We start from the raw sequence: 21,705 nt of genomic DNA, 5'->3' as shown, positions 1-21,705 counted from the left end.
AAGCTTACTGATTTCAGTAAGCTTTTTTATTTCTAAAATACTTAATCTTTCCTTGTGTAAGACTACCTATCTTTGCCCATCAATATAAAATTCATAGATATAAAAAGATTATGGTAAATACAGTTAAAACACAAGAAGATATTTTAGCAAAATTAAATATTTATGAGTTAAATGAAATGCAACAAAATGCCATTTCGACCATTGATAAAACAACCAATACAGTAATACTATCACCTACTGGTACAGGTAAAACATTAGGATTTTTATTACCAACATTAAAATTAATAGACCCTGATAATAAAGAAATTCAGGTTTTAATTTTAGTACCTTCAAGAGAATTAGCAATTCAAATAGAACAAGTGATACGTGAAATGGGAACTGGTTTAAAAGTAAATGCTGTATACGGTGGACGTTCAATGGCAAAAGATAAAATAGAACTAAAACATACACCAAGTATATTAATAGGTACACCTGGTAGAATCTCTGATCATTTTGCCAACGATCGTTTTTCTAAAGAAAGTATTAAAACCTTAATTTTAGATGAGTTTGATAAATCGTTAGAAGTTGGTTTTGAGTATGAAATGCGCGGAATTATTAATCAATTACCAAATATTAATAAACGTATCTTAACTTCAGCAACTCAAGAAGCTGAAGTTCCAGACTTTGTACGTTTAAACAATCCTACCGTATTAAACTATTTAACAGATAAAAAAACAAAGAAATTAACTTTAAAAACGGTTGTTTCACCGTCAAAAAATAAAAATCAAACCTTAGTGGAGTTATTACATCACATAGGAAATCAACAAGGAATTATTTTTTGTAATTTAAAAGATAGTATTGCTAACCTAAGCGAGTTTTTAACGAAGAACAAAATAGCACACAGTTGTTTTTCTGGTGGAATGGAGCAAAGAGATCGTGAACGTTCTTTAATAAAGTTTAGAAACGGAACAAGTCAAGTATTATTAGCTACTGATTTAGCTGCAAGAGGAATTGATATTCCAGAAATGAAATACATTATTCATTATGAGTTACCACAAAGAATAGAAGAGTTTACTCATAGAAACGGACGAACAGCAAGGGTAAATTCGAAAGGAACAGCTTATATTTTAAAATGGCAAAAAGAAAGCCTTCCTGAATTTCTTAAAAACATACCCAATGCCGATATTTCTCAGAAACAAAAATTAAAGCCTGGTTATTGGGAGACGTTATTTATTTCAGGAGGAAGAAAAGACAAAATATCTAAAGGAGATATAGCAGGTTTATTCTTTAAAAAAGGAAATTTAACCAAAGAACAAGTAGGAGTTATTGAGTTAAAACAGGACTGTGCTTTTATTTCGGTTCCTATTACTGAGTCAAAAAGATTATTGGAAGAGTTAAATAATACACGCTTAAAAAATAAAAAAGTTCGTATTACATTAGTGTAAACTAATTAGTTAGAATTGTAAGCTTAGTAAAAGAAAAAAATATTATTTCTATTTAAATGATGAAGAAAAAACCTATGCAGAAGTCAATAGAATTATAGAGTATTACTAAAATTAATAGCATATTTATGCTAGAGTTACGAAGTGAAGTAGTAAAATAAATAATTTAATAACAATATTCTTTCGCGAAGAATAGGCATAAACCTTGAGTGCCTTTAAATGTTCAAGGATTTAATTATATTTTAAATACTTCTTAGTAGTATCATGAAAAATGAAATTTTAAAAGCAGGTAAAGCTTTAACAAAAAAAGAACAAAAATCTATTGTAGGTGGTGGTTACGAATGTGGTTTAGTTTTTGACGAGACACAATGTGAAGAGTATTGGGCGCTACCACCAGAATATCAAGCGTGTAGTGATGTACATGCTGATTGTGTTTTATAAAAATAAATTAATAAAGAATAATAAAATCAAAACAATCATCACAGTATTTGCGGTGGTTGTTTGTTTTTTCTGTCTGTCCAAAAACTTATTTGACAGCCTAACATCAACAGTCTTTATAGCAAAATCGAGCTATAAAACATGTCATTAATTGTATAAAAAAGGGAAAACAGAATGTAATAAGTATTAGTTTTATATTTAAAGTTTCAAGGTTATCTTTCTCCATTCAAAATCTCCTTAACAGCTGCCTGATATTTCTTAGGATTTGTTGCTTTTTTTATTTTTTTATAAGTTTTACGAGGATCAGAAAATGATTGAGAAAAATACTCCCAAAAGCCTAACATTTTCATTTTTATAGGCGTTGGTCCTGACAAGGCAGCATCATATTGCTGGTATATTTCATCATGAAACTCTTCAAATGTTTTCCACCTGTCTTTTGGGTATTCAGTAGTATTATCTTTAATCATTTGTGGTAAAAACGGATCTGCAATTAAACCACGTCCAATCATAAAATGTGTAATACCAGGAAAACGTTCTTTCATAGCTTTAAAACCTGCTACTGTAGTGATATCGCCATTATAATATAATTGATGTTTGGCAGCGTCTATACATTTTTGAAAAGCATCTAAATCAACACCTCCTTTGTATAATTGTTTTCCAATTCTGGCATGAATAGCCACATTTTTTAACGGATATTTATCTAAAATAGGAAAAGTGTGCAGTATTTCTTCACTGTTTTCATAACCCATTCTCATTTTCATGGATACTAGAATATCAGTTTCGTTATGAGCGCGATGTAGTATTTCATCTATTCTTGTAGGATTACAAATTAAACCAGAACCCATACCCGATTTTGTAACCATAGGGTAGGGACACCCTAAATTCCAATTCAACTCTTTATATCCTAAACTTTGTACATATTTGGCAACAAATAAAAATTCTTCAGCATCATTGGTTATAACTTGCGGAATAACCGTTAAAGTTGTGTTATTTTCAGGGAGCAAATCACGTTCATAACTCGATTTTATTTTAAATTTCCCGTTTAATCGAATGTAAGGAGCATAAAAAGTATCGATACCACCAAAGTATTTTTGTTGGGCATTCCTAAAACGAAAGTCGGTAAACCCTTGTAAAGGTGAAGAAAGTAAGGTAAAACTCATAGTGTAATTTGAGTTGCAAATATAACAGACTTATCGACTAAATGTTTGCTATAAACTTTATACTTTTGAGCTATATAAGTTGTCTATGAAAATTGTTTTTAACTTTTTAAAACAGCATAAAATTAAAGTTATCATTATAAGTGTTTTTATGGTAGCTTATTATTTCTGTCTGCCTAAAAAATTATTTGACAATCCAACATCAACAGTCGTAACAGCAAAAAATAACGAATTGTTAGGAGCTGTTATTGCTAGCGATGGTCAATGGAGATTTCCTGAGTTAGACTCTGTGCCTAATAAATTCGAGCATTGTATTTTACAATTTGAAGACGCTTATTTCTATAAACATTTTGGGTTCAATCCTATTTCGATAGGAAAAGCAATGGTAGAAAATCTCAAAGCAAAAAGAGTGGTACGAGGCGGAAGTACGCTAACACAGCAAGTAATTCGCTTGTCAAGAAAAAATAAAAAGCGTTCCTATTTTGAAAAATTTCAAGAGTTAATCCTAGCAACTCGATTAGAATTTCGTCATTCTAAAAAAGAAATTTTAAAATTGTATGCATCACATGCTCCTTATGGAGGGAATGTTGTTGGGTTAGAAATGGCTTCGTGGCGTTACTTCGGATTAAAACCACATCAATTGTCATGGGCAGAAACAGCAACTTTAGCGGTATTGCCGAATGCTCCATCGTTGATTTATCCAGGGAAAAATCAACAAAAACTAAAAAATAAAAGAAATAGATTATTACAAAAATTACATGAAGAAGGAGTTATAGATCAAATAACGTATGAGTTAGCTATTGAAGAAGAGTTGCCACAAAAACCATATCCGCTACCTATGATAGCACCACATTTTGTACAAGAAGTAACGCAACAGTATAGTGGACAACGTGTAAAAAGCTCTATAGATGTTCATTTACAACGGCAAGTAAATAACTTAGTAAAGCAACATTATTTCCGTCAAAAACAAAATGAAGTTTACAATATGGCAGTCTTGGTGTTGGATGTTAAAACAAGAAAAGTACTGTCTTATGTAGGAAATTCTCCAACCGATAAAGCACATCAAAAAGATGTGAACAATATCATTGCCCCAAGAAGTACAGGAAGTACTCTAAAACCTTTTTTATATGCACAAATGCTACAATCGGGAGACCTTTTACCCAAGCAATTGGTAGCAGATGTGCCAACAGAAATAGCAGGATATACTCCTAAAAATTTCAATTTAACTTTTGATGGAGCAGTTCCAGCCAATGAAGCATTGACACGTTCGCTGAACATTCCTTCCGTACGTATGCTACAGCGATATGGATTGGAAAAATTTAGAGAAGATTTAAGAGCATACCGTATTAAGGATATTAATAAATCAGCAGATTATTACGGACTCTCCTTGATTTTAGGAGGAGCGGAAGCTAGCTTATGGGATTTGTGTAAAACCTTTGCAGGATATGCAGGAATTGTAAATCACTATGAGGAATTAAAACATAATTATTACGAAAATGAGTTTATAGAACCTAGTTTTTTGTCTGACGGAACCACAAATTTTGGTAAGGTTCAAAAAGGCTATACAACGTTAGATGCTGGAGTTACATTCTTAACACTAAATACTTTGATAGAAGTAAACAGGCCTTATACAGATCAAGCTTGGAAATATTATGATTCATCTCAAAAAATAGCGTGGAAAACAGGAACTAGTTTTGGAAATAAAGATGCCTGGGCAGTTGGAGTAACCCCAAAATATGTAGTAGGAGTATGGATAGGGAATTCCGATGGAGAAGGACGTCCAGACCTTACAGGTGTTGGAAGTGCCGCTCCATTAATGTTTAATGTTTTTGATGTATTGCCAAAATCTAATTGGTTTTTAGAACCCTATGAAGATTTAATAGAAGCAACTATTTGTGAGAAAAGTGGGTTTTTAGCCAAAACAATTTGTCCTTCAACAGTAACCAAAAGAGTTCAAAAAAGTGCAATGAAGGCTACATCATGTCCGTATCATCAAGAAATAACGGTAGCTATATCTGAAAAATTTAGAGTAAATTCAAATTGCGAGTCAATTTCAAACATGGTAACAAAACCGTGGTTTGTATTACCTCCTCTAATGGCTTATTATTATCAGCAGAAAAATGCAGATTACAGGCCACTTCCTAAGTATAGATCAGATTGTAATCAGTTGGAAAGTAATACAATGGATTTTGTTTTTCCTACTAAATACACCTCAAAAATATCTTTAACAAGAGGAGAAAACAATAAGTTAAACCCTATAATTTTAAAGCTTACACACGCTAATTCAGAAGCAAAAGTGTATTGGTATTTAAACAAAGAATTTATAGGAATAACAGAGCAATATCACGAGCAAGCTATTGTGCCAAAAAGCGGTATGTATACCATAACGGCTATAGATGATTATGGTAATGAGCTGAAGAGAGTTATTGAGGTAAAAAATTAAATAAATGTAAATACGGTTTAATTAAAAGCTGTATTTTTAGTCTTTTTAAATATAAAATATGTTAGAACTAGCAGGGATAATTATACTTGGAATTTTAGCGCAATGGGTAGCTTGGAGATTTAAAATTCCAGCAATTTTACCTTTAATCTTAATAGGGTTACTTGTAGGACCTATTGCAGCAGAATTTTTTAATGATGATGGAAGTAAATGGATAGAACCTATTTGGGATGGTGAAAAAGGACTCTTTCCTGGTGATGGTTTGTATTATTTTGTGTCATTATCTATTAGTATTATTCTTTTTGAAGGAGGATTAACCTTACGACGCGGAGAAATAAAAAATATAGGTCCAGTTATTACTAAGTTGATAACCTTAGGGTCAGCAATCACCTTTTTTGGAGGAGCTATAATCGCTCATTATGTATTTGGATTAAACTGGGAATTATCATTCTTATTTTCTGGATTGATAATCGTTACCGGACCAACCGTAATAACACCAATTCTTAGAAATATACCCCTGAAAAAAGATGTTTCAGCAGTTTTAAAATGGGAGGGAATATTAATAGATCCCATTGGAGCATTAGTAGCCGTACTTGTTTTTGAATTTATAAGTGTAGGCGGTGGTGCTGGGTTTACAGGAACCGCCTTGTTAGAGTTTTTAAAAATCATCCTTTTCGGAACCACTTTCGGATTCACTTTTGCCCATGCTTTAATATTTGTAATTAACAAAAAATGGGTACCACATTACTTGTTAAATGTAGTTTCTTTATCTACTGTTTTATTAGTGTTTGTGGAGTCTGAATTGTTTGCTCATGAATCAGGACTATTAGCTGTTGTGGTTATGGGAATGGTGCTAGGAAATAGTAAACTGAAGAACTTAAAAGAGATTTTATATTTTAAAGAATCATTAAGTGTCTTATTAATCTCAATCTTATTTATTTTACTATCAGCAAATATTGATTATAAAGAACTAACACTACTATATGAGTGGAAAACACTGCTTTTATTTGCTTTAATTGTGTTTGTAATTCGTCCGTTAGCCGTGTTTTTAAGTACATCAAAGTCGAATTTAAAAACAAATGAAAAACTGTTTATTAGTTGGGTAGGACCAAGAGGTATTGTTGCCGCAGGTATTGCTTCGTTATTTGGAAGTAAATTGCTTAAACAAGGAATTGAAGGAGCTGAATACATAACTCCTTTGGTGTTTATGGTAGTACTAGGAACTGTTTTATTAAACGCCACTACAGCAAGATTGTTTGCGAAATTAGTAGGAGTGTTTTTAAAGCGTTCTAATGCAATTATGATTGTTGGAGCTTCAGATTTGGCAAGAATGATTGCAAAATACCTAAAAGAAAATCAAAGAAGAGTAGTATTAATTGATTCTAATATTGAAAATGTGGAAAAAGCCAAAGAAGAAGGGCTGGAATCTATTGAAGTTAATATTTACGATGATGAGTTAACTGATAATATTGAATTAAACGATGTAGGGTATTTAATTGCAATGACAGGAAGTGATTCTATCAACAAATTTGTAATCTCTAATTTCTCTTCTATTTTTGGAGAGCAAGGGGCTTATCGTTTAGCAACGTCGCAGGAAGTTATTACAAAGGATTATGAAGACGAAGATCATTTATTTACAATAGAAGATGATTATATTAATTTAATGGAAGCTGTAAGAGAATTCCCTGAAATTCACGAAACAGTAGTTAATTCTATTGATGATTATAAGAAGAAAATTGAAGAAATTAATCGAGATCAAAAATCAATTCCAATTTTTGTTAAGAGTCAAAAGAATGAAATTCTATTAATTTCAGAATTTGAGAAAAACGTCAAGAAAATAGAAGATTGGAAGTTGGTTTATGTAGGGAAGAATTTAAACATCTAACCCAAAAGTACTTTTTAACTTTTCAATTAACGGATTTTTTTCCTTTAGTTTGTCATACTTCTCTTGAGGCGTATAGGCAAACTTTTTTTCTACAGTTTCATTAACAATAACATTAATTTGAATACCATAGTTGTTTAACTTTTCACGTAAGAAGCGTAATAATTTAGGTTTTCCTTTTTCTAGTTGAGACTTCATTAAGTCATTAGGTAGCGAAAAAACAATCGTAAAATCTTCCTGTAATTTAGGCTCGTCAGAAGCTAGAATGGCAGCAATACTTCGCTCTCCGAAACCTTGTAATTGGAAATAATATTTTTTCCAAGCATCTTTTAGTTCATCTTGAGTAAAAGGAGTTCTAGGATGATTGTCGTAGTTTTCTTCTACATCAATAGTGTTTTTTACTTCTTTCTTTTGTTGTAAACTCTTTAAAGACAAAGCAGAAGTACGTCGTTTAATATTTTTTAAAACGGGTTTAGCGGGAGCTTCTTCTTTTGTAACTGTAGTAGTTGTTGGGGTGGGGTCCGCTTTTTTAGGCGTTTTTACAACAGCAGGTTTTACCTCGATCTTTTTAACAGAAGGAGATAAAGAGGTAAAAAAAGTAGCAGGAATTATGTAGTTGCTAGATTTTTTTTTTGCTCCATCAAAAGTGATAGAGGCAATTTGCATTAAAGTAAGTTCTACCAATAAGCGTTGGTTTTTACTTCCTCGATATTTTAAGTCGCAATCATTCGCCTTGTCTATGGCAGGGAGTAAAAATTGCATACTGGCTTTAGAAGCTTGCTCTAAATATTTTTTCTTAGTATTATCACCAACCTCTAGTAAAGCTATAGTAGCTTGGTCTTTTGCAACTAATAAATCTCTAAAGTGAGAAGCCAAACCGTTTATAAAATGATGTCCCTCAAAACCTTTTCCTAACACATCATTAAATGCCATTAACACTTCAGGAATTTTATTCTGAAGTAATAAATCGGTAATGTTAAAATACACATCGTAGTCTAACACATTTAAGTTTTGGGTAACCGCCTCACGTGTTAAATTGTTTCCAGAGAAACTTACAACCCTATCAAAAATAGAAAGGGCGTCGCGCATTGCACCGTCAGCTTTTTGGGCAATTACATGTAATGCATCATCTTCCGCAGTAATGTTTTCTTTAGCACAAATTGTTTTTAAATACTCTTTAGCATCTAAAACACCAATACGTTTAAAATCAAAAATTTGACAACGAGATAATATCGTTGGTATAATTTTATGTTTTTCGGTAGTTGCTAAAATAAAAATAGCGTGTGCAGGTGGTTCCTCTAAGGTCTTTAAAAACGCATTAAAAGCGGCTTGAGAAAGCATGTGCACCTCATCAATAATATACACTTTGTATTTTCCTGTTTGAGGCGGAATACGAACTTGGTCTGTTAAGTTACGAATATCATCAACCGAGTTGTTAGAAGCCGCATCTAATTCAAAAATATTAAAAGCAAAATCTTCATCATCGGTAGTTGCATCTTCTTGATTAATGCGTTTAGCCAAGATACGAGCACACGATGTTTTACCAACTCCACGAGGTCCTGTAAACAATAAAGCTTGTGCTAAGTGGTTGTTTTGTATAGCATTTTCTAACGTGTTGGTAATGGCTTGTTGCCCTACCACATCCTCAAAATTTTGAGGACGATATTTACGTGCCGATACTATAAAATGTTCCATTAAAATTTACTGTTTACTTGAACAAAAATAGAAAACACAGTGGCAACACGCAAACAAAATTCTTAAGGAAATATTAAAGTTGTAAACAATTGTAAAAAATGTATTTTTTGTACGACCAACCAACATATAAATAATAGGAATTATATGAAGATATTCAAGGGAATAGCAGTATTTACAGTTGTTGTTTTAGTGCTAACGTTATTAAGTTTCTCACAAAAAAAAGAAGAAAAACGAAAAGAGGTATCAGTACAAACAAACTCAGAAACAAAAGTAGCTTACTTTGCAAGTGGTTGTTTTTGGTGTGTAGAAGCAATTTTTGAAAGTGTGAGTGGAGTAGAGGAAGCAGTATCAGGATATGCAGGAGGACATACTACAAATCCGACCTATAAAACGATTGGAACTGGTCGTACAGGACATGCAGAATCGGTAGCAGTATATTACAATCCGAAAAAAGTTAGTTTCCAAACATTAGTAACGGTGTTCTTTGGTTCACACGATCCAACGACTAAAAATGGACAACATCCAGATTATGGTTCACAATATAGGTCAATAGCGTTCTATAAAACACAAGAAGAAAAGCAGCTCATACAAAATACTATTAGAAGATTAAATAAAGAAGTGTATCAAGGGAAAATAGTTACAGAGGTTAAAAAGATGGAGAAGTTTTATCCTGCGGAAGAGTATCATCAAAACTATGAGCGTTTACACCCAGAGAACCCGTATGTGCAAAAAGTATCAATTCCTCGATTAAATCGGTTTAAACGTAAGTTTCCGGAATTGCTTAAAAAGGAAAAGCATTAAAAACTTTATTAAGTTAAAGTTTGTTTATATAAAAAGGAAACTCCCCTGTTTGGGGAGTTTCTTATATTTTAGTTTCAATTTTATTACTCAACAGTAATAGGGAAGCTCACCTGAATATCTGTTTCTCCACCAGCATTTGTAATATCTCCTTCTTTTACTCCAGAAGCTCCTTTATTTGGTTCATGTCTTAATGTAACAATATAAGTACCAGTTCCAGCACTTCCTGTAGCAATGGTAAACTTAATACCTACAGGGTTTCCATTTGAGTCATTTGCCCCAGCATAAGTGAAAGTACTTGTTAAACCTGTTTGGCTATAAAAGAACTGGTGCTCATCTGCTTCTTCAGCAACTTCTTCAGTAATATCCTCAGCAGGGCTTTCCAATTCATTTAACAACGTTATTACAGCATTGTAAGTTGTGTTAGCAGCTAAAGTACCACCAGTAACAACAGGAGCTGTAGGACCATCTCCGTCAGCATCTTTACTTTGTAAAGTTACTTTATCACCACCACCATTTGGGGTTAATTCAATAGTCATTGTAGTAATAACTTCGTCTTCATTAATAACTACTGGATCATCATCTGAACAAGAGGTAATAGTGATTGCAGAAATAAATAATACGGCTAATAATTTAATATGTTTCATTTTTTGTTTTTTAATAATTAATTTTTAATTGAATTTTAAAATTCCTTCCTAGGTCATCAGCAAAGTACCTTAACCTATTTAAATAATTTCTATAGCTCTCATTTAAAATATTATCTACTGAAAAGTTTAAATTAAGTGTTGTTTTTGATAATTTAAAATCAAATCCTGTAGAAAAGTTTAATAAATGATATGCTGATGGTGGAGTGCTAACATCTACGGTTACGAAACGATCTTCAAGCGGTAAGTAAGCTTGAAAGTTGTTATTCGGAAACTCGTTTTGTTCTGCATTAAATTCGCTTTCTATGGAAGCATAAAAGTTTTTCCAGTTTTCTTTCTTGAAAACTAGTGAAGTAACTGTTTTAAAAGGAGGAATATCTATCAGCGGTCTATTACCTGATAAATCCTTACCTTTTAAAAGAGAACTTTTATTTGTCAACACAATATTATTTGTAGGTTGAAAAGAGATATTTGTATCAACTCCAAATAATTGAGCATTAACTTGTTTATAAGACCATACTGGAAAAGCACCTCTATTGGTTGTTTCCTCTCCTGTAGGCTCTATATAAATGAAATCTTTTATATGATTGTAAAACCCTTCAACAGTAATATTCAACTTATCGCTATTATACATATACGAAGCAGAAAACCTATTTGATGTCTCTGTTTGCATACGTAAATCTCCTATTTCTATTCTTGCTGCAGAGTGATGCAAACCGTCACTAAACAATTCAGAAGGGTTAGGAGCTCTGTTGGCTAGTCCATAGTTTACAATGAATGAGTTCTTAGCGTCAAGGTTATAGGTTAAACCAAGAGATGTAGAAACATTGTGGTATGTAAACTTTGGATTTGTTAAAAGTTGAGAACCTGGTGCATTAGGATCTATAATTATATGACTAAAATCATCTTGATAATTCAAATTATCCCATCTACTTTGCAGATAAAACTTTTTTGCGTCAATGTGCTCTAGATCATACCTAATTCCAGCGGAAAAGACTAAATCATCAAATTTAAAGTCAGCAATTGCATAGCTTCCAAAGCTAAACCTTTTATAATCCGGAATTAACCTTCTAACTTTAGTAATTGGGTCAGGGAAATTATTTTGGTATAATGCACTTAATCCAAACTTATAAAGATGATTAGGGTTTGAGTCTAACTGAAAATCAGATTTAAAATTATGAGTTGTTAAGTCTAAATCAACAGCTTGTAAACTTTTATTATCACCAATTCTTCTGTCAAACTCTAGTCTGTTATTAAACTGGAAATCGTATTGTAATGAAAGTTTACCCAATCCTTTAAACCTTTTGTAATAAGCAGCTTTTAATAAATGATGTGTAACATCTTGCTTTGGGTTATCAATATCATAACTAAAGTCATTTATAAAAAGAGGGATTGGACTTTCAATAGCATCAACTAAATCGGCAACATTACCAAAATGAGATGCTCTTAAAATACCTATTTCATTACTTAGGTAACTGTAAAAAAGTTCAAAACCTTTTTCAAACTGCTTTTTCCCTATGTTAAAAGTAAAAGCTTTTGAGTTAATCCCAGTATTAGATAAATTATAGTTTGCAGCTTCAAAATCACCTGCTCTTTTAAACGATGCTTGACCATTAACAAACCAACCACTTTTATAGCTTTTATTTAAACTTGTAGTAACGGAAAATAAACGACCATTAGTTTGTTGAGAAATTATACTTTTACCATATAAAGTATCTTTGTCAATAAAACTTTTCACAGGGTTTATTATAACAACACCTCCAATAGCATCACCTCCATATTGTAATGCATTTGCTCCTTTAACAACTGAAATAGTTTTAGCAGCATTAACATCTATATTTGGTGCGTGTTCAATTCCCCATTCTTGATCTTGAAGTCTAACATTGTTAAAAGAAACAAGAACTCTACTTCCGTTTAAACCATTAATTACTGGTTTAACAATACTATTACCAGTGTTAATAGAAGAAACTCCTGTAATATTTTTTAAAGCATCACCTAAAGAAGCACCACTAAATTTTTCTAATGTTTGTGTTTTAATTAGAGTTTCTTGGGCTGTTTTAGTTTTTAAACCAATGGCTCCTTTTACATTGACTTCATTTAGTTCTTCTTCGTGATGTTCTAAATCAATAATTTTATATATGTCTGTAGAAATAGTTAATTCAAGAGTTTGTGGATTACAAGCTACATGAGATATTTCAACTATAATTTTACCAGAACATACCTTTGGAATTGAAAATTTTCCTTGAAAATCGGTAACGGCGTATTTGTTTTGATTTTTAATAAAAACTGTAGCACCTACTATAGGAGATTTATCGTGAAAATCCTCAACAAGACCAGAGAATGTATGGCTGCAATTTTGACCTTTTACATTACTATAACCTAGTAATAGCAAAAGAATCAAAATGATACGTTTTGATTTCATTTAAGATTTATTTTTAATTTAATTTATGTGATAACTAAATTAAATTAAAAGGAGGCCCTCTAGGTAGAATTTTTACAACATGATGAACCGGAATAAATTGCGGTTGTAAGTTTTGTCTAGTTTTAAAATAAGTAACTGGAATTAAATCATAACTTGAATTAAAATCAAGCGAAAAAACTTGAAAGTTAAAATTCAATAAAGAACAATTTAATTCTTGCTCATGAAAGTGTTGTTCACTAGTAGAAGAACAAACTGGGTGTTTATGATTTTCAAAGGAATGTACTAGCAGTATAACTGAAGGTAACAGCAATACAAGTATACTTACAAGTGCAATATGTCTTTTTAATCTAAACATGCGTAATGTTGCAAATGTATGAAAAAAACAAAGACCTAACAGATAAATGTTTGCTAGGTCTTTTGCTTATAATATTAATATTTTCTTAATGCTTTTTTGAGTTCCCTCGCATTTTCATATTTAGCATTTCTACAAGTAGAGAAAATGTAATGGCAAAATATAAATATCCTTTGGGAATAGCACCAACTGATTGTCCAAAAACGATTGTATGAGACAAATGTGCACTCTCTGTAATTAGCATAAACCCAATTAGAATTAAAAAGGATAAAGCTAACATTTGAATTGTAGGGTGTTTGTTTACAAAATTACTAATAGGAGTAGCAAACATTAACATAATTAAGATTGAGACAATAACGGCGATAATCATTATCATTAATGCTCCTTGTATACCATTTGTCATACCTACAGCAGTTAAAACAGAATCAAAAGAGAAAACAATATCAATTAATACTATTTGAGTTATAACATTAAGTAAAGTAGCTCTCTTTTTAGGATTACCAGAAGCGTGTGCTTCATCTCTTCCTTCAACTTTATGGTGAATCTCACTAGTACTTTTGTATAGTAGAAATATACCTCCAGCAAATAAAATCAAACTTTGACCTGTAACACCTACTTTTAACCAAGACAAATCAATATTCCAGATAGGGTCTTTCATACTAATTAAATAAGAAACTCCTAGTAAAAGAAGAATTCTAAAAATCATAGCTAATAGAAGACCTATTCGAGTAGCTTTTTTTTGCTGATTTTCTGGTAACTTGTTAGAAGCAATAGAGATAAAGATAATGTTATCAATACCCAATACAACTTCTAAAAAAGTTAGGGTTAGCAAGGCAATCCAGGTATCAGCTTGTAAGAAAATTTCCATCGTTTATTTTACTTTATATACAGTTCCTTTTTGCTTAAAGTTAGAATAGCCAATTTTTGCGGTAAAACTATAAGAGCTATCAGTTACTTTAGTTATTTGAACAAATATAGGATCTTTATCTAAATCAGTTTTCGGACTTTTCATTCGCAAGGTATATGCAAAATTATTTTTCCATTTGATGTAGAGTGTATCTATATGTTTTACTTCTTTTTCAGTAACTAAACTGTCCGTTGAAAGACTTACTTTTTTAGTGTATTCTTCTATTTGTAAGCTATCCTTCCTTACAATAGTTGTTTTTCCGTAGTTATCACCAGCAGGAATTTCAAACGTTCCGTGTACAAAACGTGTAGGATCTCCTTTTTTCTCTGGAGTACACGATGTTACTATTAACATGCAAGAAAACAGCAATGCTTTAAATAGGAATAAAAAGTTAGCTTTTTTCACTTTCTGGATTATTTAGTTTTTGATAAATTATTTTATAAATCTCTTCTACAGATTGATTGCCATCTACCTCAATAGTTGTTACTCCCTGTTCTTTTATAAAACTGATAGCATGAGCTGTGAGGTTAACAAATTCATCAATTCTAGTTAAAACTGTGTTTTGATCTGCATCATCTTTTCTGCCCTCTTCAATAGCTCTTATTTTAGCTCTTTCCAACAAAACATCTTTAGGAACTTTTAAATAAATAACGAAATCTATAAGATTTTTATCCTTCTCTAAAAAATTGATTAAATGTTTAGCTTGTTCAATATTTCTAGGGTAGCCATCAAAAAGAAAATTATTTTTGTCATTTTGATTGAAATAAAAGCTTTCTACTATTTCCATAACTAAATCGTCTGGAGCAAGTAGACCTTTACTACTGTATTCTTCAGCTTCTAAGCCTAAATCACTTTTTTTAGCTTTTTCTTTTCTTAACACATCCCCGGTAGAAAGATGTGTTAAGTTAAAGTCATTTATTATTTTTTTAGATTGGGTTCCTTTACCAGCTAAAGGAGGCCCAAAAATTATAATATTCATAGGTTATATACCTGTGTAATTAGATGGTGTAATTTGTTTTAACTCGTTTTTAATCGCTTCAGAAACTTCTAAAGTATCAATAAAATTAGCGATAGAATCTTTGTTTATTTTTTCGTTCGTACGAGTTAATCCTTTTAAGGCTTCGTATGGATTAGGATAGGCTTCACGACGTAAAATTGTTTGAATAGCCTCAGCAACTACTGCCCAGTTATTTTCTAGGTCTTCAGCAAATTTAGCTTCATTCAACAATAACTTGTTCAATCCTTTTAAGGTAGAGGCAAAACCAATTAACGTATGTCCAAAAGGAACTCCAACGTTACGTAATACAGTACTATCCGTTAAATCACGTTGTAATCTTGAAACGGGTAACTTAGCAGATAAATGCTCAAAAATAGCATTGGCAACCCCTAAGTTTCCTTCAGAGTTTTCAAAATCAATCGGATTTACTTTATGAGGCATTGCCGATGAACCAACTTCCCCTTTTTTAATTTTTTGTTTGAAGTAGTCGTTAGAAACATAGGTCCAAACATCGCGATCTAAATCAATCAAAATCGTATTTACGCGCTTTAATCCGTCGTATAAAGCCGCCATGTGATCGTAGTGCTCAATTTGCGTAGTAGGGAAGGAGTGGTGCAAACCTAATACTTCTTCTACGAAATGAGTTCCGAAGTTTTTCCAGTCGATATCTGGATACGCTACTTTGTGGGCATTGTAATTACCAGTAGCTCCACCAAACTTCGCAGCATGTGGTGTATGTTGGATGTGAATAACCTGATTGTTAATACGCTCTACAAATACAAAAAACTCTTTTCCTAAACGAGTAGGAGAGGCTGGTTGTCCGTGAGTTCTTGCTAACATTGGTACGTTTTCCCATTCTTCAGATACATCAGCTAATTTGCAAACTAAGGTATCTAAAGTTGGGTAGTATACTTCATCCATAGCATCTTTAATAGATAATGGAATAGCGGTATTGTTAATATCTTGAGACGTTAATCCGAAGTGGATAAACTCTTTATACTTATTCAAACTTAGCTTGTCAAACTTTTCTTTAATAAAGTACTCAACAGCTTTTACATCGTGATTGGTAACGCTTTCAATTTCTTTGATTTTTTGTGCGTCTTCGGCAGAAAAATCTTCATAAATTTTACGTAAATCAGCGTATAAATTTTTGTTGAAATCGGCTAATTGAGGTAATGGAATTTCACATAAAGCAATGAAATATTCAATTTCTACCTTTACACGATATTTTATTAAAGCTTCTTCTGAAAAATAGTTCGCTAAGCTTGCTACTTTGTTACGGTATCTACCATCAATAGGAGAGATGGCGTTTAATTCTGTTAAGTTCATGTTTTGTTGTTGTGTTGAAAGGCACAAAAATAGAAAATACTTCCCTTTTTTTAGAGATAAACTACAGGAATTTTAGCACTAAATAAAAGCAATCTTATTTAGGGACAAAGAACTATGCCGTAATATCAGCGACCCGTGCCGTGGTGTTAACGGAGCATGCCGTAATATCAGCGACCCGTGCCGTGATGTTAACGGAGCATGCCGTAATATCAGCGCCCCATGCCGTGATGTTAATGGAGCGTGCCGTAGTATCAGCGACCTTCATTGGGGGAGTATTCAATAAAGTGTGTAGAAATACTTTGGTATAGGGTTTTGGGAAGTTTATTTGTTTTTACCTCAGTTCTTAGTTAGGTAAAGTTTTTATTCCATATCTCTACTCAATAGAATGTATACTCTACTTAAAATCATTAATAACGTTAATATGAAGTGGCCTAATAAAAAGTAATTAATTCCAATGAATATTATTTTCATGAAGCGAGCATAATTGAAAAGTGTAATTTTAGGTAAATCTACATTTAATAAAAGTAAAAATATTATTATGGTTAAAGCTACAATTATTGAATATGAAATATTTGAATTTATTTCTTTTGCAAAGGTTCTTTTATTATTTAAATCTCTTTTTGTAGTGTCGAAAATACCTAATTCTCCTTTTTCTGCTTTTATTTCATCTTTTTCAATTGCAATTAAAATTTTATCTATTTGTGTATAAATTATAGCTAGGAGATTAAATAAAAAACCTCCAAAAATAGAAATAGCAGCAATAAGATTGTTAATTTCTGATTCCATTGTATATCCAAAATATGTCAATATTATAGAACCTATTAAAGGAATTAGTATATACAGTAAATAACTTGAAATAGAAATTTTTTCATTTTTATTTTCTAAAAAATAAAAAGTCTTATAATGAGACTTAATAATTTTTCCAATTTTAATTTTTGGCATAATTAGATTTGAGGATTAATCATTTCTTTAATTAATTCTTCTGCCTTTTTAATTAAAGAATCTTTTGTAGGTTCTTCAAAATTATCAAACTTTAAACTGTCTGTAACATCTACATATGGCATAGGCTTTTTTGTATCTGCAACGTAAAACTTCTTTTTTGAACCATTTAATTCTAACTCAAATTCTACTTCATCTACAGTATCATCCATCTCCCTTATTTCTACCTGTTTATGCTTATCTCCTAAGACATTTAATCCTATAATCCATTTCTTATAGACATCTCCTAAATCTGTAGACGACGATAAAGAAGTTATGAACTTCCCTGATTTTGTATATTTAGCAGGTGAATTTAATTCTTCTGGAGTTGATGGTATTCTTTTCTTAATAAGTTCTACACTTTTTAATTTTCCATACTTCATCATTTTTTTGTAAACAGAATGGTGAAGTGTGCTACTTAACTCAATCCTATTGTCAAGGTAGCCCAGAGAGAGAACATAATCTTTTAAAGTATTAAATAAAGTTGTTTTTATTCCAAAGTTAACTTCTTTTTGAAGTATTAAATGTGCCTCTTTTTTTCCTTTTGGAATATATAAATAGAAAAAAATAGGTTGATATGAAGTATGATATTTTTCTTGATTAAATTCACCTTCTTCAGGAACTTCATCGTTTTTAATTGTTTTTTTGACTCCGGTTAAACCTGCATTGAAATAACCAAATAAAGTTCTATTAGTTTCATTAACTTCACAAGGTTCTTTTAAGGTAAATTTTTTTTTAATGTTTTTACTTACTAATGTTTTAGTATTTTCGAAAATATGTTCAGTGTATGTTTTGAATGTATTAAAAAAATCATCTTCTCCATTAAATCTATCTAAAAATTGATAGTCTCTTTTATTATTTTTAATTCTTATTTGGTATGTAGCAAATAATATTTTTCTATCCATAGTTCAGCTTTTTCCCGACTTGCAAAACGGTCCAGTGTATGAGTAGTAGCGGACTTCTACTCACCAACATTTCGGTTTTACACTAACCTTTGCTTTATGTTTATACTACCTTTTTTATCACTTAAACCGCTATTACTTATACATATTGTTGCCACACGTTATTTATTTCAGCTCGCATTTTCTATTACCCATTTTATAAATGTATCTTTTGCTTTTCCAATTGGTTTACTTTCAGCTAATTTTAACGTGTATGCACCTATTTTTGTTTCTCTGCCAGTTTGAATATTTTTCTTGTAAGGGATAAAGTCAAATTTTGAATTCTTCTTGGCAATTATCTCAAATCTATAATGATATTTGGCACCTATGCCTATTAAATTTCCATTAGAATCCATAGTCCAATAACCAGGATAGAAACACTTTTCCAATTCTCTTCGCATTTCTAAAGCTGAAGAATACCTCTTTGAATAGTCAGGATTGACAGCAGTATTAATTATTTTCTTAATTCTTTGAGGTACAAAAGGTTCATAGTTTTTTGTGTCAGGAATCTTTCCCTTCGCCTTTAAATCTTCAAATTTAGTCTCGCCATATTTTAGAAAATCATCTTTTATGTTACCAATACCATTTACTAATCTAAAAAAAGTAACTCCAGTTTGATATATGTCAGTTTGAACATTGATATAATTGCCTTTTAATGTTTCTGGTGCACGATGAATGATATATGCATCTTTGGGTACAGCAGTTCCAGAAGAAGTCGAAGCTCCTGTTATTCCATAATCAGCTAAAATTCCTTCGTTATTACTTCCAATTAAGATATTTGAAGGCTTTATATCGTTATGAAAAAATCTTTGTGAATGCAAATGTTCTAGACCTCTTAAAATATCTGTAAAAAGTCTAATCGCAATAGGTAAATCCAAAAAATTACCACTATTTAATAGTCCTAGAATTGAGCCATTTGGATGATATTCTTGAGCTATTAAAGTAAGTTGACCACCATTGTAAGGAACTACATCTGCATATTGAATTTTCAATAAATTATTATGATTTAATTTATTACCTATACGGGCTTCCTCTAAAAGTTGGGCTACTGTTTGAAAAGATGGATTTAGAATTTTTAATGCGGTATCAGCATCTATGGAATTGTCTTTTGCCAACCATACAGAACTGAAATTTCCACTTCCTAATGTCTGAAGTAGTTTGTATTTATAAATAACGTCTCCTTTTGAAAATGCCATTATTTAAGTTCTTTAATTGTTACAGCTATTGCATCAGCCATTTTCGAATTCCAATATTTTGTTGTTTTCCCTGTGTAACTTTCAGCGAAGTATTGAACTTCTTTGCTTTTAGTTCCAATATTGTTATATACGTAAGAATTCACAGGAATTCCTTTGTGATTTCCTATTAAGTGCGCGATAGAATCATAAAAAGCAGTCTCTTGTACTTTTGAATATTTTGTACTCACATTTTCATTTTGTTTCACTGCGATAATCTTTATATCTGGATTATTTGAAAGAATATTGTCAAATTCTTGATATAGCCAACCAACTTTTTCACTCAACAGAGTAAGATGCTTTGGAAAGACAAGCTTATTTTCTCCTGAAATATTTTCTAAAGAGATTGAACCATTAATTTTTTCAGATATGGCAAATCTGATATCAGTTGGACTGTTTCTAATTCCTAAAACTTTCATAGAATTTAAAGTTAGTTTTAATGTGTGGCAACGTATTTGTATAACTGTTGTTACGGGACTAAAGTTACTTATTATGTTTAATAACTAGCATTAGTAATTACCGAGTGGATTCGGACGAAGTCGAATCCGCCGTAATTGCGGTTATACATTGTTGTGCTTAGTGTTTTTTTTTATTTCATTAAAATATTTCATTCTATATTCGTTGCTGTAACTGAAATTGGTCAAACTTTGTCTAATTATTTTTTCAATTGGTTTTCCATAAATTGTCTTGTAGAAATTTACATTGACCATTGATTTGTATGCTTCTCTCAGAAAAGGGTCATTTCCGAAATCCAATTCGTGTTCATATTGCAACATTAAAGAAACTTGTTCGTAAGAATACTTTAGTTTAGGCAACTTTTCTATTTTGGGATAATCCAAATTTATGAATGTGTTTAAACATTTTTCTGCATATTCCAAGACTTTTTCATCATACGTAAAGTTTTCGATTTTTCTTGCAAACCATAAAAAATAGTCAAAATCCTCTTCCATTATACTTTTGATATTGGAACCTTTAAATACGGAAAATTCAATTACAGTATCAAGGGAATATATTCTACCACGAGGAATTCCATTGTCGTGAGTTCTGTAGTTTCTAATTAAAAATTCAGTTGAAGAATCAAATTCATATTTTTGAGGTGTTTCCTCTATGTATGGAACTTTTTCAGTTCTAAAAATTGATTTTTCCATAATACTTTCTTTTTCAGTGTTCATATCAACATTAAGCACAACTCGTTATATGTCAAACTTTAGTTCTTTTATCCCGTCAAAAGCATGAGATAACGTAAAGTTTAGCAATTTTTATACGCTATCAAATATATCAAAACCAATAGGTTACCTAAAATAAAGTTATGAACGAGTTATTGTTATTTGTTAACTAATTATACAATTCCAACAAACTTACTGCAAGGTGTGTACAAAATCTTACGGAATTCCATAAACCTATTAATTTATATGATTTGTAAGACACTTTATTAAAAGGTCACTTTAAAGAAAGTTTTAACGATATACCTTTCGTTTGCTAATTTTTAGGTCTCCCTTTTTTTCTAAGGATTTTATGACCCGAATAACCGTTTCTACGCGTAAACCTAAAATATCAGCTATTTGTTGACGTGTGTAGGCTACTTTAAACGAGTACTTTCCTTCAACTTTATATACATCGTCTTTTAAGTAATCAATAAAGCGGAGTACTCTATGAGCAGGTTCTTGACTCGATATTTCGGAAGCAATAATAGCTTTGTAATACAAACGTTTTGCTAAACTTTGGGTGATTTTTAAGTGAATTTCAGGATTGTCTTGCAGTAATTTAAACAGGTTGCTTTTAGATAAAGCTAAAATCGTACTATCAGAAATAGCCACCGCATTAGCAGGATATTTTACATCTATAAACAAAGGAGGTTCACCAAAACTTTGATTTTTATAAAACACCCCTTGAATAAACTCCTTGCCATCATCATTAAAATTATTCATTTTAACCACTCCGCTTACTATTTGGTAGTAGTAATGCGCGGTTTGTTTTTCAGAGAAAATGATTTCATCTTTTTGAAAACGTTTGGTTTCAGCGTGGTATTTTAATAAGAGTTCTTCTGGAATCATTATGATTTAAGTCATAAA

At 31.4% G+C, this 21,705-nt stretch carries 19 protein-coding genes; 5 read left to right on the top strand and 14 right to left on the bottom strand.

What is annotated here, in order from left to right:
* The first annotated feature begins 110 nt into the window (after positions 1–110).
* Positions 111–1,424: a DEAD/DEAH box helicase gene (locus V1T75_RS02300; protein WP_330486940.1), complete on the top strand. Its 1,314-nt coding sequence runs from the start codon at positions 111–113 to the stop codon at positions 1,422–1,424.
* Between the two features lie 261 nt (positions 1,425–1,685).
* On the top strand, positions 1,686–1,862 hold the full coding sequence (locus tag V1T75_RS02295; protein WP_330486939.1) for a hypothetical protein: 177 nt from the start codon (positions 1,686–1,688) through the stop codon (positions 1,860–1,862).
* 209 nt (positions 1,863–2,071) lie between these two features.
* Here V1T75_RS02295 and V1T75_RS02290 read toward each other — a convergent pair whose 3' ends face one another.
* The gene (locus tag V1T75_RS02290) at positions 2,072–3,019 is read right to left on the bottom strand and encodes a tRNA dihydrouridine synthase (RefSeq protein ID WP_330486938.1); all 948 of its coding nucleotides are present in this window, start codon (positions 3,017–3,019) and stop codon (positions 2,072–2,074) included.
* A gap of 85 nt (positions 3,020–3,104) precedes the next feature.
* On the opposite strand from V1T75_RS02290, the gene pbpC reads away from it, so the two are divergent.
* Positions 3,105–5,459, top strand: a complete 2,355-nt coding sequence (gene pbpC, locus V1T75_RS02285; RefSeq protein ID WP_330486937.1) for a penicillin-binding protein 1C — start codon at positions 3,105–3,107, stop codon at positions 5,457–5,459.
* Positions 5,460–5,517: 58 nt separating this feature from the next.
* Positions 5,518–7,341: a cation:proton antiporter gene (locus V1T75_RS02280; protein WP_330486936.1), complete on the top strand. Its 1,824-nt coding sequence runs from the start codon at positions 5,518–5,520 to the stop codon at positions 7,339–7,341.
* Here V1T75_RS02280 and dnaX read toward each other — a convergent pair.
* A complete protein-coding gene (dnaX, locus tag V1T75_RS02275) occupies positions 7,330–9,033 on the bottom strand; it encodes a DNA polymerase III subunit gamma/tau (protein WP_330486935.1) in 1,704 nt (567 codons plus the stop codon). The two genes, V1T75_RS02280 and dnaX, sit on opposite strands and share 12 nt — an antisense overlap.
* A 144-nt stretch (positions 9,034–9,177) precedes the next feature.
* Here dnaX and msrA point away from each other — a divergent pair, with 144 nt between their 5' ends.
* Positions 9,178–9,834 (top strand): peptide-methionine (S)-S-oxide reductase MsrA, encoded by a 657-nt coding sequence (gene msrA, locus V1T75_RS02270; protein WP_330486934.1) that lies wholly within the window; start codon positions 9,178–9,180, stop codon positions 9,832–9,834.
* 83 nt (positions 9,835–9,917) lie between these two features.
* Here msrA and V1T75_RS02265 read toward each other — a convergent pair whose 3' ends face one another.
* From V1T75_RS02265 to V1T75_RS02210, 12 genes are all read right to left on the bottom strand, one after another.
* A complete protein-coding gene (locus tag V1T75_RS02265; protein WP_330486933.1) occupies positions 9,918–10,478 on the bottom strand; it encodes a type 1 periplasmic binding fold superfamily protein in 561 nt (186 codons plus the stop codon).
* Positions 10,479–10,488: 10 nt separating this feature from the next.
* Complete coding sequence (locus tag V1T75_RS02260; protein WP_330486932.1) at positions 10,489–12,897, bottom strand: TonB-dependent receptor; 2,409 nt, start codon at positions 12,895–12,897, stop codon at positions 10,489–10,491.
* 440 nt (positions 12,898–13,337) lie between these two features.
* Positions 13,338–14,117: a TerC family protein gene (locus tag V1T75_RS02255; protein WP_330486931.1), complete on the bottom strand. Its 780-nt coding sequence runs from the start codon at positions 14,115–14,117 to the stop codon at positions 13,338–13,340.
* Between the two features lie 3 nt (positions 14,118–14,120).
* Positions 14,121–14,561 (bottom strand): hypothetical protein, encoded by a 441-nt coding sequence (locus V1T75_RS02250; protein ID WP_330486930.1) that lies wholly within the window; start codon positions 14,559–14,561, stop codon positions 14,121–14,123.
* Positions 14,548–15,135, bottom strand: coding sequence for an adenylate kinase family protein (locus tag V1T75_RS02245; RefSeq protein ID WP_330486929.1), 588 nt, complete (start codon positions 15,133–15,135; stop codon positions 14,548–14,550). The genes V1T75_RS02250 and V1T75_RS02245 overlap by 14 nt, the downstream gene beginning before the upstream one ends.
* A 3-nt stretch (positions 15,136–15,138) precedes the next feature.
* Positions 15,139–16,482: an adenylosuccinate lyase gene (purB, locus tag V1T75_RS02240; protein WP_330486928.1), complete on the bottom strand. Its 1,344-nt coding sequence runs from the start codon at positions 16,480–16,482 to the stop codon at positions 15,139–15,141.
* A gap of 360 nt (positions 16,483–16,842) precedes the next feature.
* The gene (locus V1T75_RS02235) at positions 16,843–17,424 is read right to left on the bottom strand and encodes a hypothetical protein (RefSeq protein WP_330486927.1); all 582 of its coding nucleotides are present in this window, start codon (positions 17,422–17,424) and stop codon (positions 16,843–16,845) included.
* 2 nt (positions 17,425–17,426) lie between these two features.
* Positions 17,427–18,365, bottom strand: a complete 939-nt coding sequence (locus V1T75_RS02230) for a hypothetical protein (RefSeq protein ID WP_330486926.1) — start codon at positions 18,363–18,365, stop codon at positions 17,427–17,429.
* A 167-nt stretch (positions 18,366–18,532) separates the two neighbouring features.
* Positions 18,533–19,597 (bottom strand): serine/threonine-protein kinase, encoded by a 1,065-nt coding sequence (locus V1T75_RS02225; RefSeq protein ID WP_330486925.1) that lies wholly within the window; start codon positions 19,595–19,597, stop codon positions 18,533–18,535.
* Positions 19,597–20,052, bottom strand: coding sequence for a hypothetical protein (locus V1T75_RS02220; RefSeq protein ID WP_330486924.1), 456 nt, complete (start codon positions 20,050–20,052; stop codon positions 19,597–19,599). The genes V1T75_RS02225 and V1T75_RS02220 overlap by 1 nt, the downstream gene beginning before the upstream one ends.
* 141 nt (positions 20,053–20,193) lie before the next feature.
* Positions 20,194–20,781, bottom strand: a complete 588-nt coding sequence (locus V1T75_RS02215) for a hypothetical protein (RefSeq protein WP_330486923.1) — start codon at positions 20,779–20,781, stop codon at positions 20,194–20,196.
* 309 nt (positions 20,782–21,090) lie between these two features.
* Positions 21,091–21,687, bottom strand: a complete 597-nt coding sequence (locus V1T75_RS02210) for a Crp/Fnr family transcriptional regulator (protein WP_330486922.1) — start codon at positions 21,685–21,687, stop codon at positions 21,091–21,093.
* Between the last annotated feature and the right edge of the window lie 18 nt (positions 21,688–21,705).

Source organism: Tenacibaculum sp. FZY0031 (assembly GCF_036350695.1).
Lineage (GTDB): Bacteria > Bacteroidota > Bacteroidia > Flavobacteriales > Flavobacteriaceae > Polaribacter.
The sequence above is the reverse complement of the archived record's forward strand: the minus strand, read 5'-3'. Positions and strand labels throughout refer to the sequence as shown.

Bases quoted from the DNA above. Each gene is read 5' to 3' on its own strand.
- V1T75_RS02280 (WP_330486936.1), top strand. From the start codon at position 5,518: ATGTTAGAACTAGCAGGGATAATTATACTTGGAATTTTAGCGCAATGG.
- msrA (WP_330486934.1), top strand. From the start codon at position 9,178: ATGAAGATATTCAAGGGAATAGCAGTATTTACAGTTGTTGTTTTAGTG.
- pbpC (WP_330486937.1), top strand. From the start codon at position 3,105: ATGAAAATTGTTTTTAACTTTTTAAAACAGCATAAAATTAAAGTTATC.
- V1T75_RS02215 (WP_330486923.1), bottom strand. From the start codon at position 20,781: ATGGAAAAATCAATTTTTAGAACTGAAAAAGTTCCATACATAGAGGAA.
- V1T75_RS02255 (WP_330486931.1), bottom strand. From the start codon at position 14,117: ATGGAAATTTTCTTACAAGCTGATACCTGGATTGCCTTGCTAACCCTA.
- V1T75_RS02220 (WP_330486924.1), bottom strand. From the start codon at position 20,052: ATGAAAGTTTTAGGAATTAGAAACAGTCCAACTGATATCAGATTTGCC.
- V1T75_RS02260 (WP_330486932.1), bottom strand. From the start codon at position 12,897: ATGAAATCAAAACGTATCATTTTGATTCTTTTGCTATTACTAGGTTAT.
- V1T75_RS02235 (WP_330486927.1), bottom strand. From the start codon at position 17,424: ATGCCAAAAATTAAAATTGGAAAAATTATTAAGTCTCATTATAAGACT.
- V1T75_RS02245 (WP_330486929.1), bottom strand. From the start codon at position 15,135: ATGAATATTATAATTTTTGGGCCTCCTTTAGCTGGTAAAGGAACCCAA.
- V1T75_RS02265 (WP_330486933.1), bottom strand. From the start codon at position 10,478: ATGAAACATATTAAATTATTAGCCGTATTATTTATTTCTGCAATCACT.
- purB (WP_330486928.1), bottom strand. From the start codon at position 16,482: ATGAACTTAACAGAATTAAACGCCATCTCTCCTATTGATGGTAGATAC.
- V1T75_RS02210 (WP_330486922.1), bottom strand. From the start codon at position 21,687: ATGATTCCAGAAGAACTCTTATTAAAATACCACGCTGAAACCAAACGT.
- V1T75_RS02295 (WP_330486939.1), top strand. From the start codon at position 1,686: ATGAAAAATGAAATTTTAAAAGCAGGTAAAGCTTTAACAAAAAAAGAA.
- dnaX (WP_330486935.1), bottom strand. From the start codon at position 9,033: ATGGAACATTTTATAGTATCGGCACGTAAATATCGTCCTCAAAATTTT.
- V1T75_RS02230 (WP_330486926.1), bottom strand. From the start codon at position 18,365: ATGGATAGAAAAATATTATTTGCTACATACCAAATAAGAATTAAAAAT.
- V1T75_RS02300 (WP_330486940.1), top strand. From the start codon at position 111: ATGGTAAATACAGTTAAAACACAAGAAGATATTTTAGCAAAATTAAAT.
- V1T75_RS02290 (WP_330486938.1), bottom strand. From the start codon at position 3,019: ATGAGTTTTACCTTACTTTCTTCACCTTTACAAGGGTTTACCGACTTT.
- V1T75_RS02225 (WP_330486925.1), bottom strand. From the start codon at position 19,597: ATGGCATTTTCAAAAGGAGACGTTATTTATAAATACAAACTACTTCAG.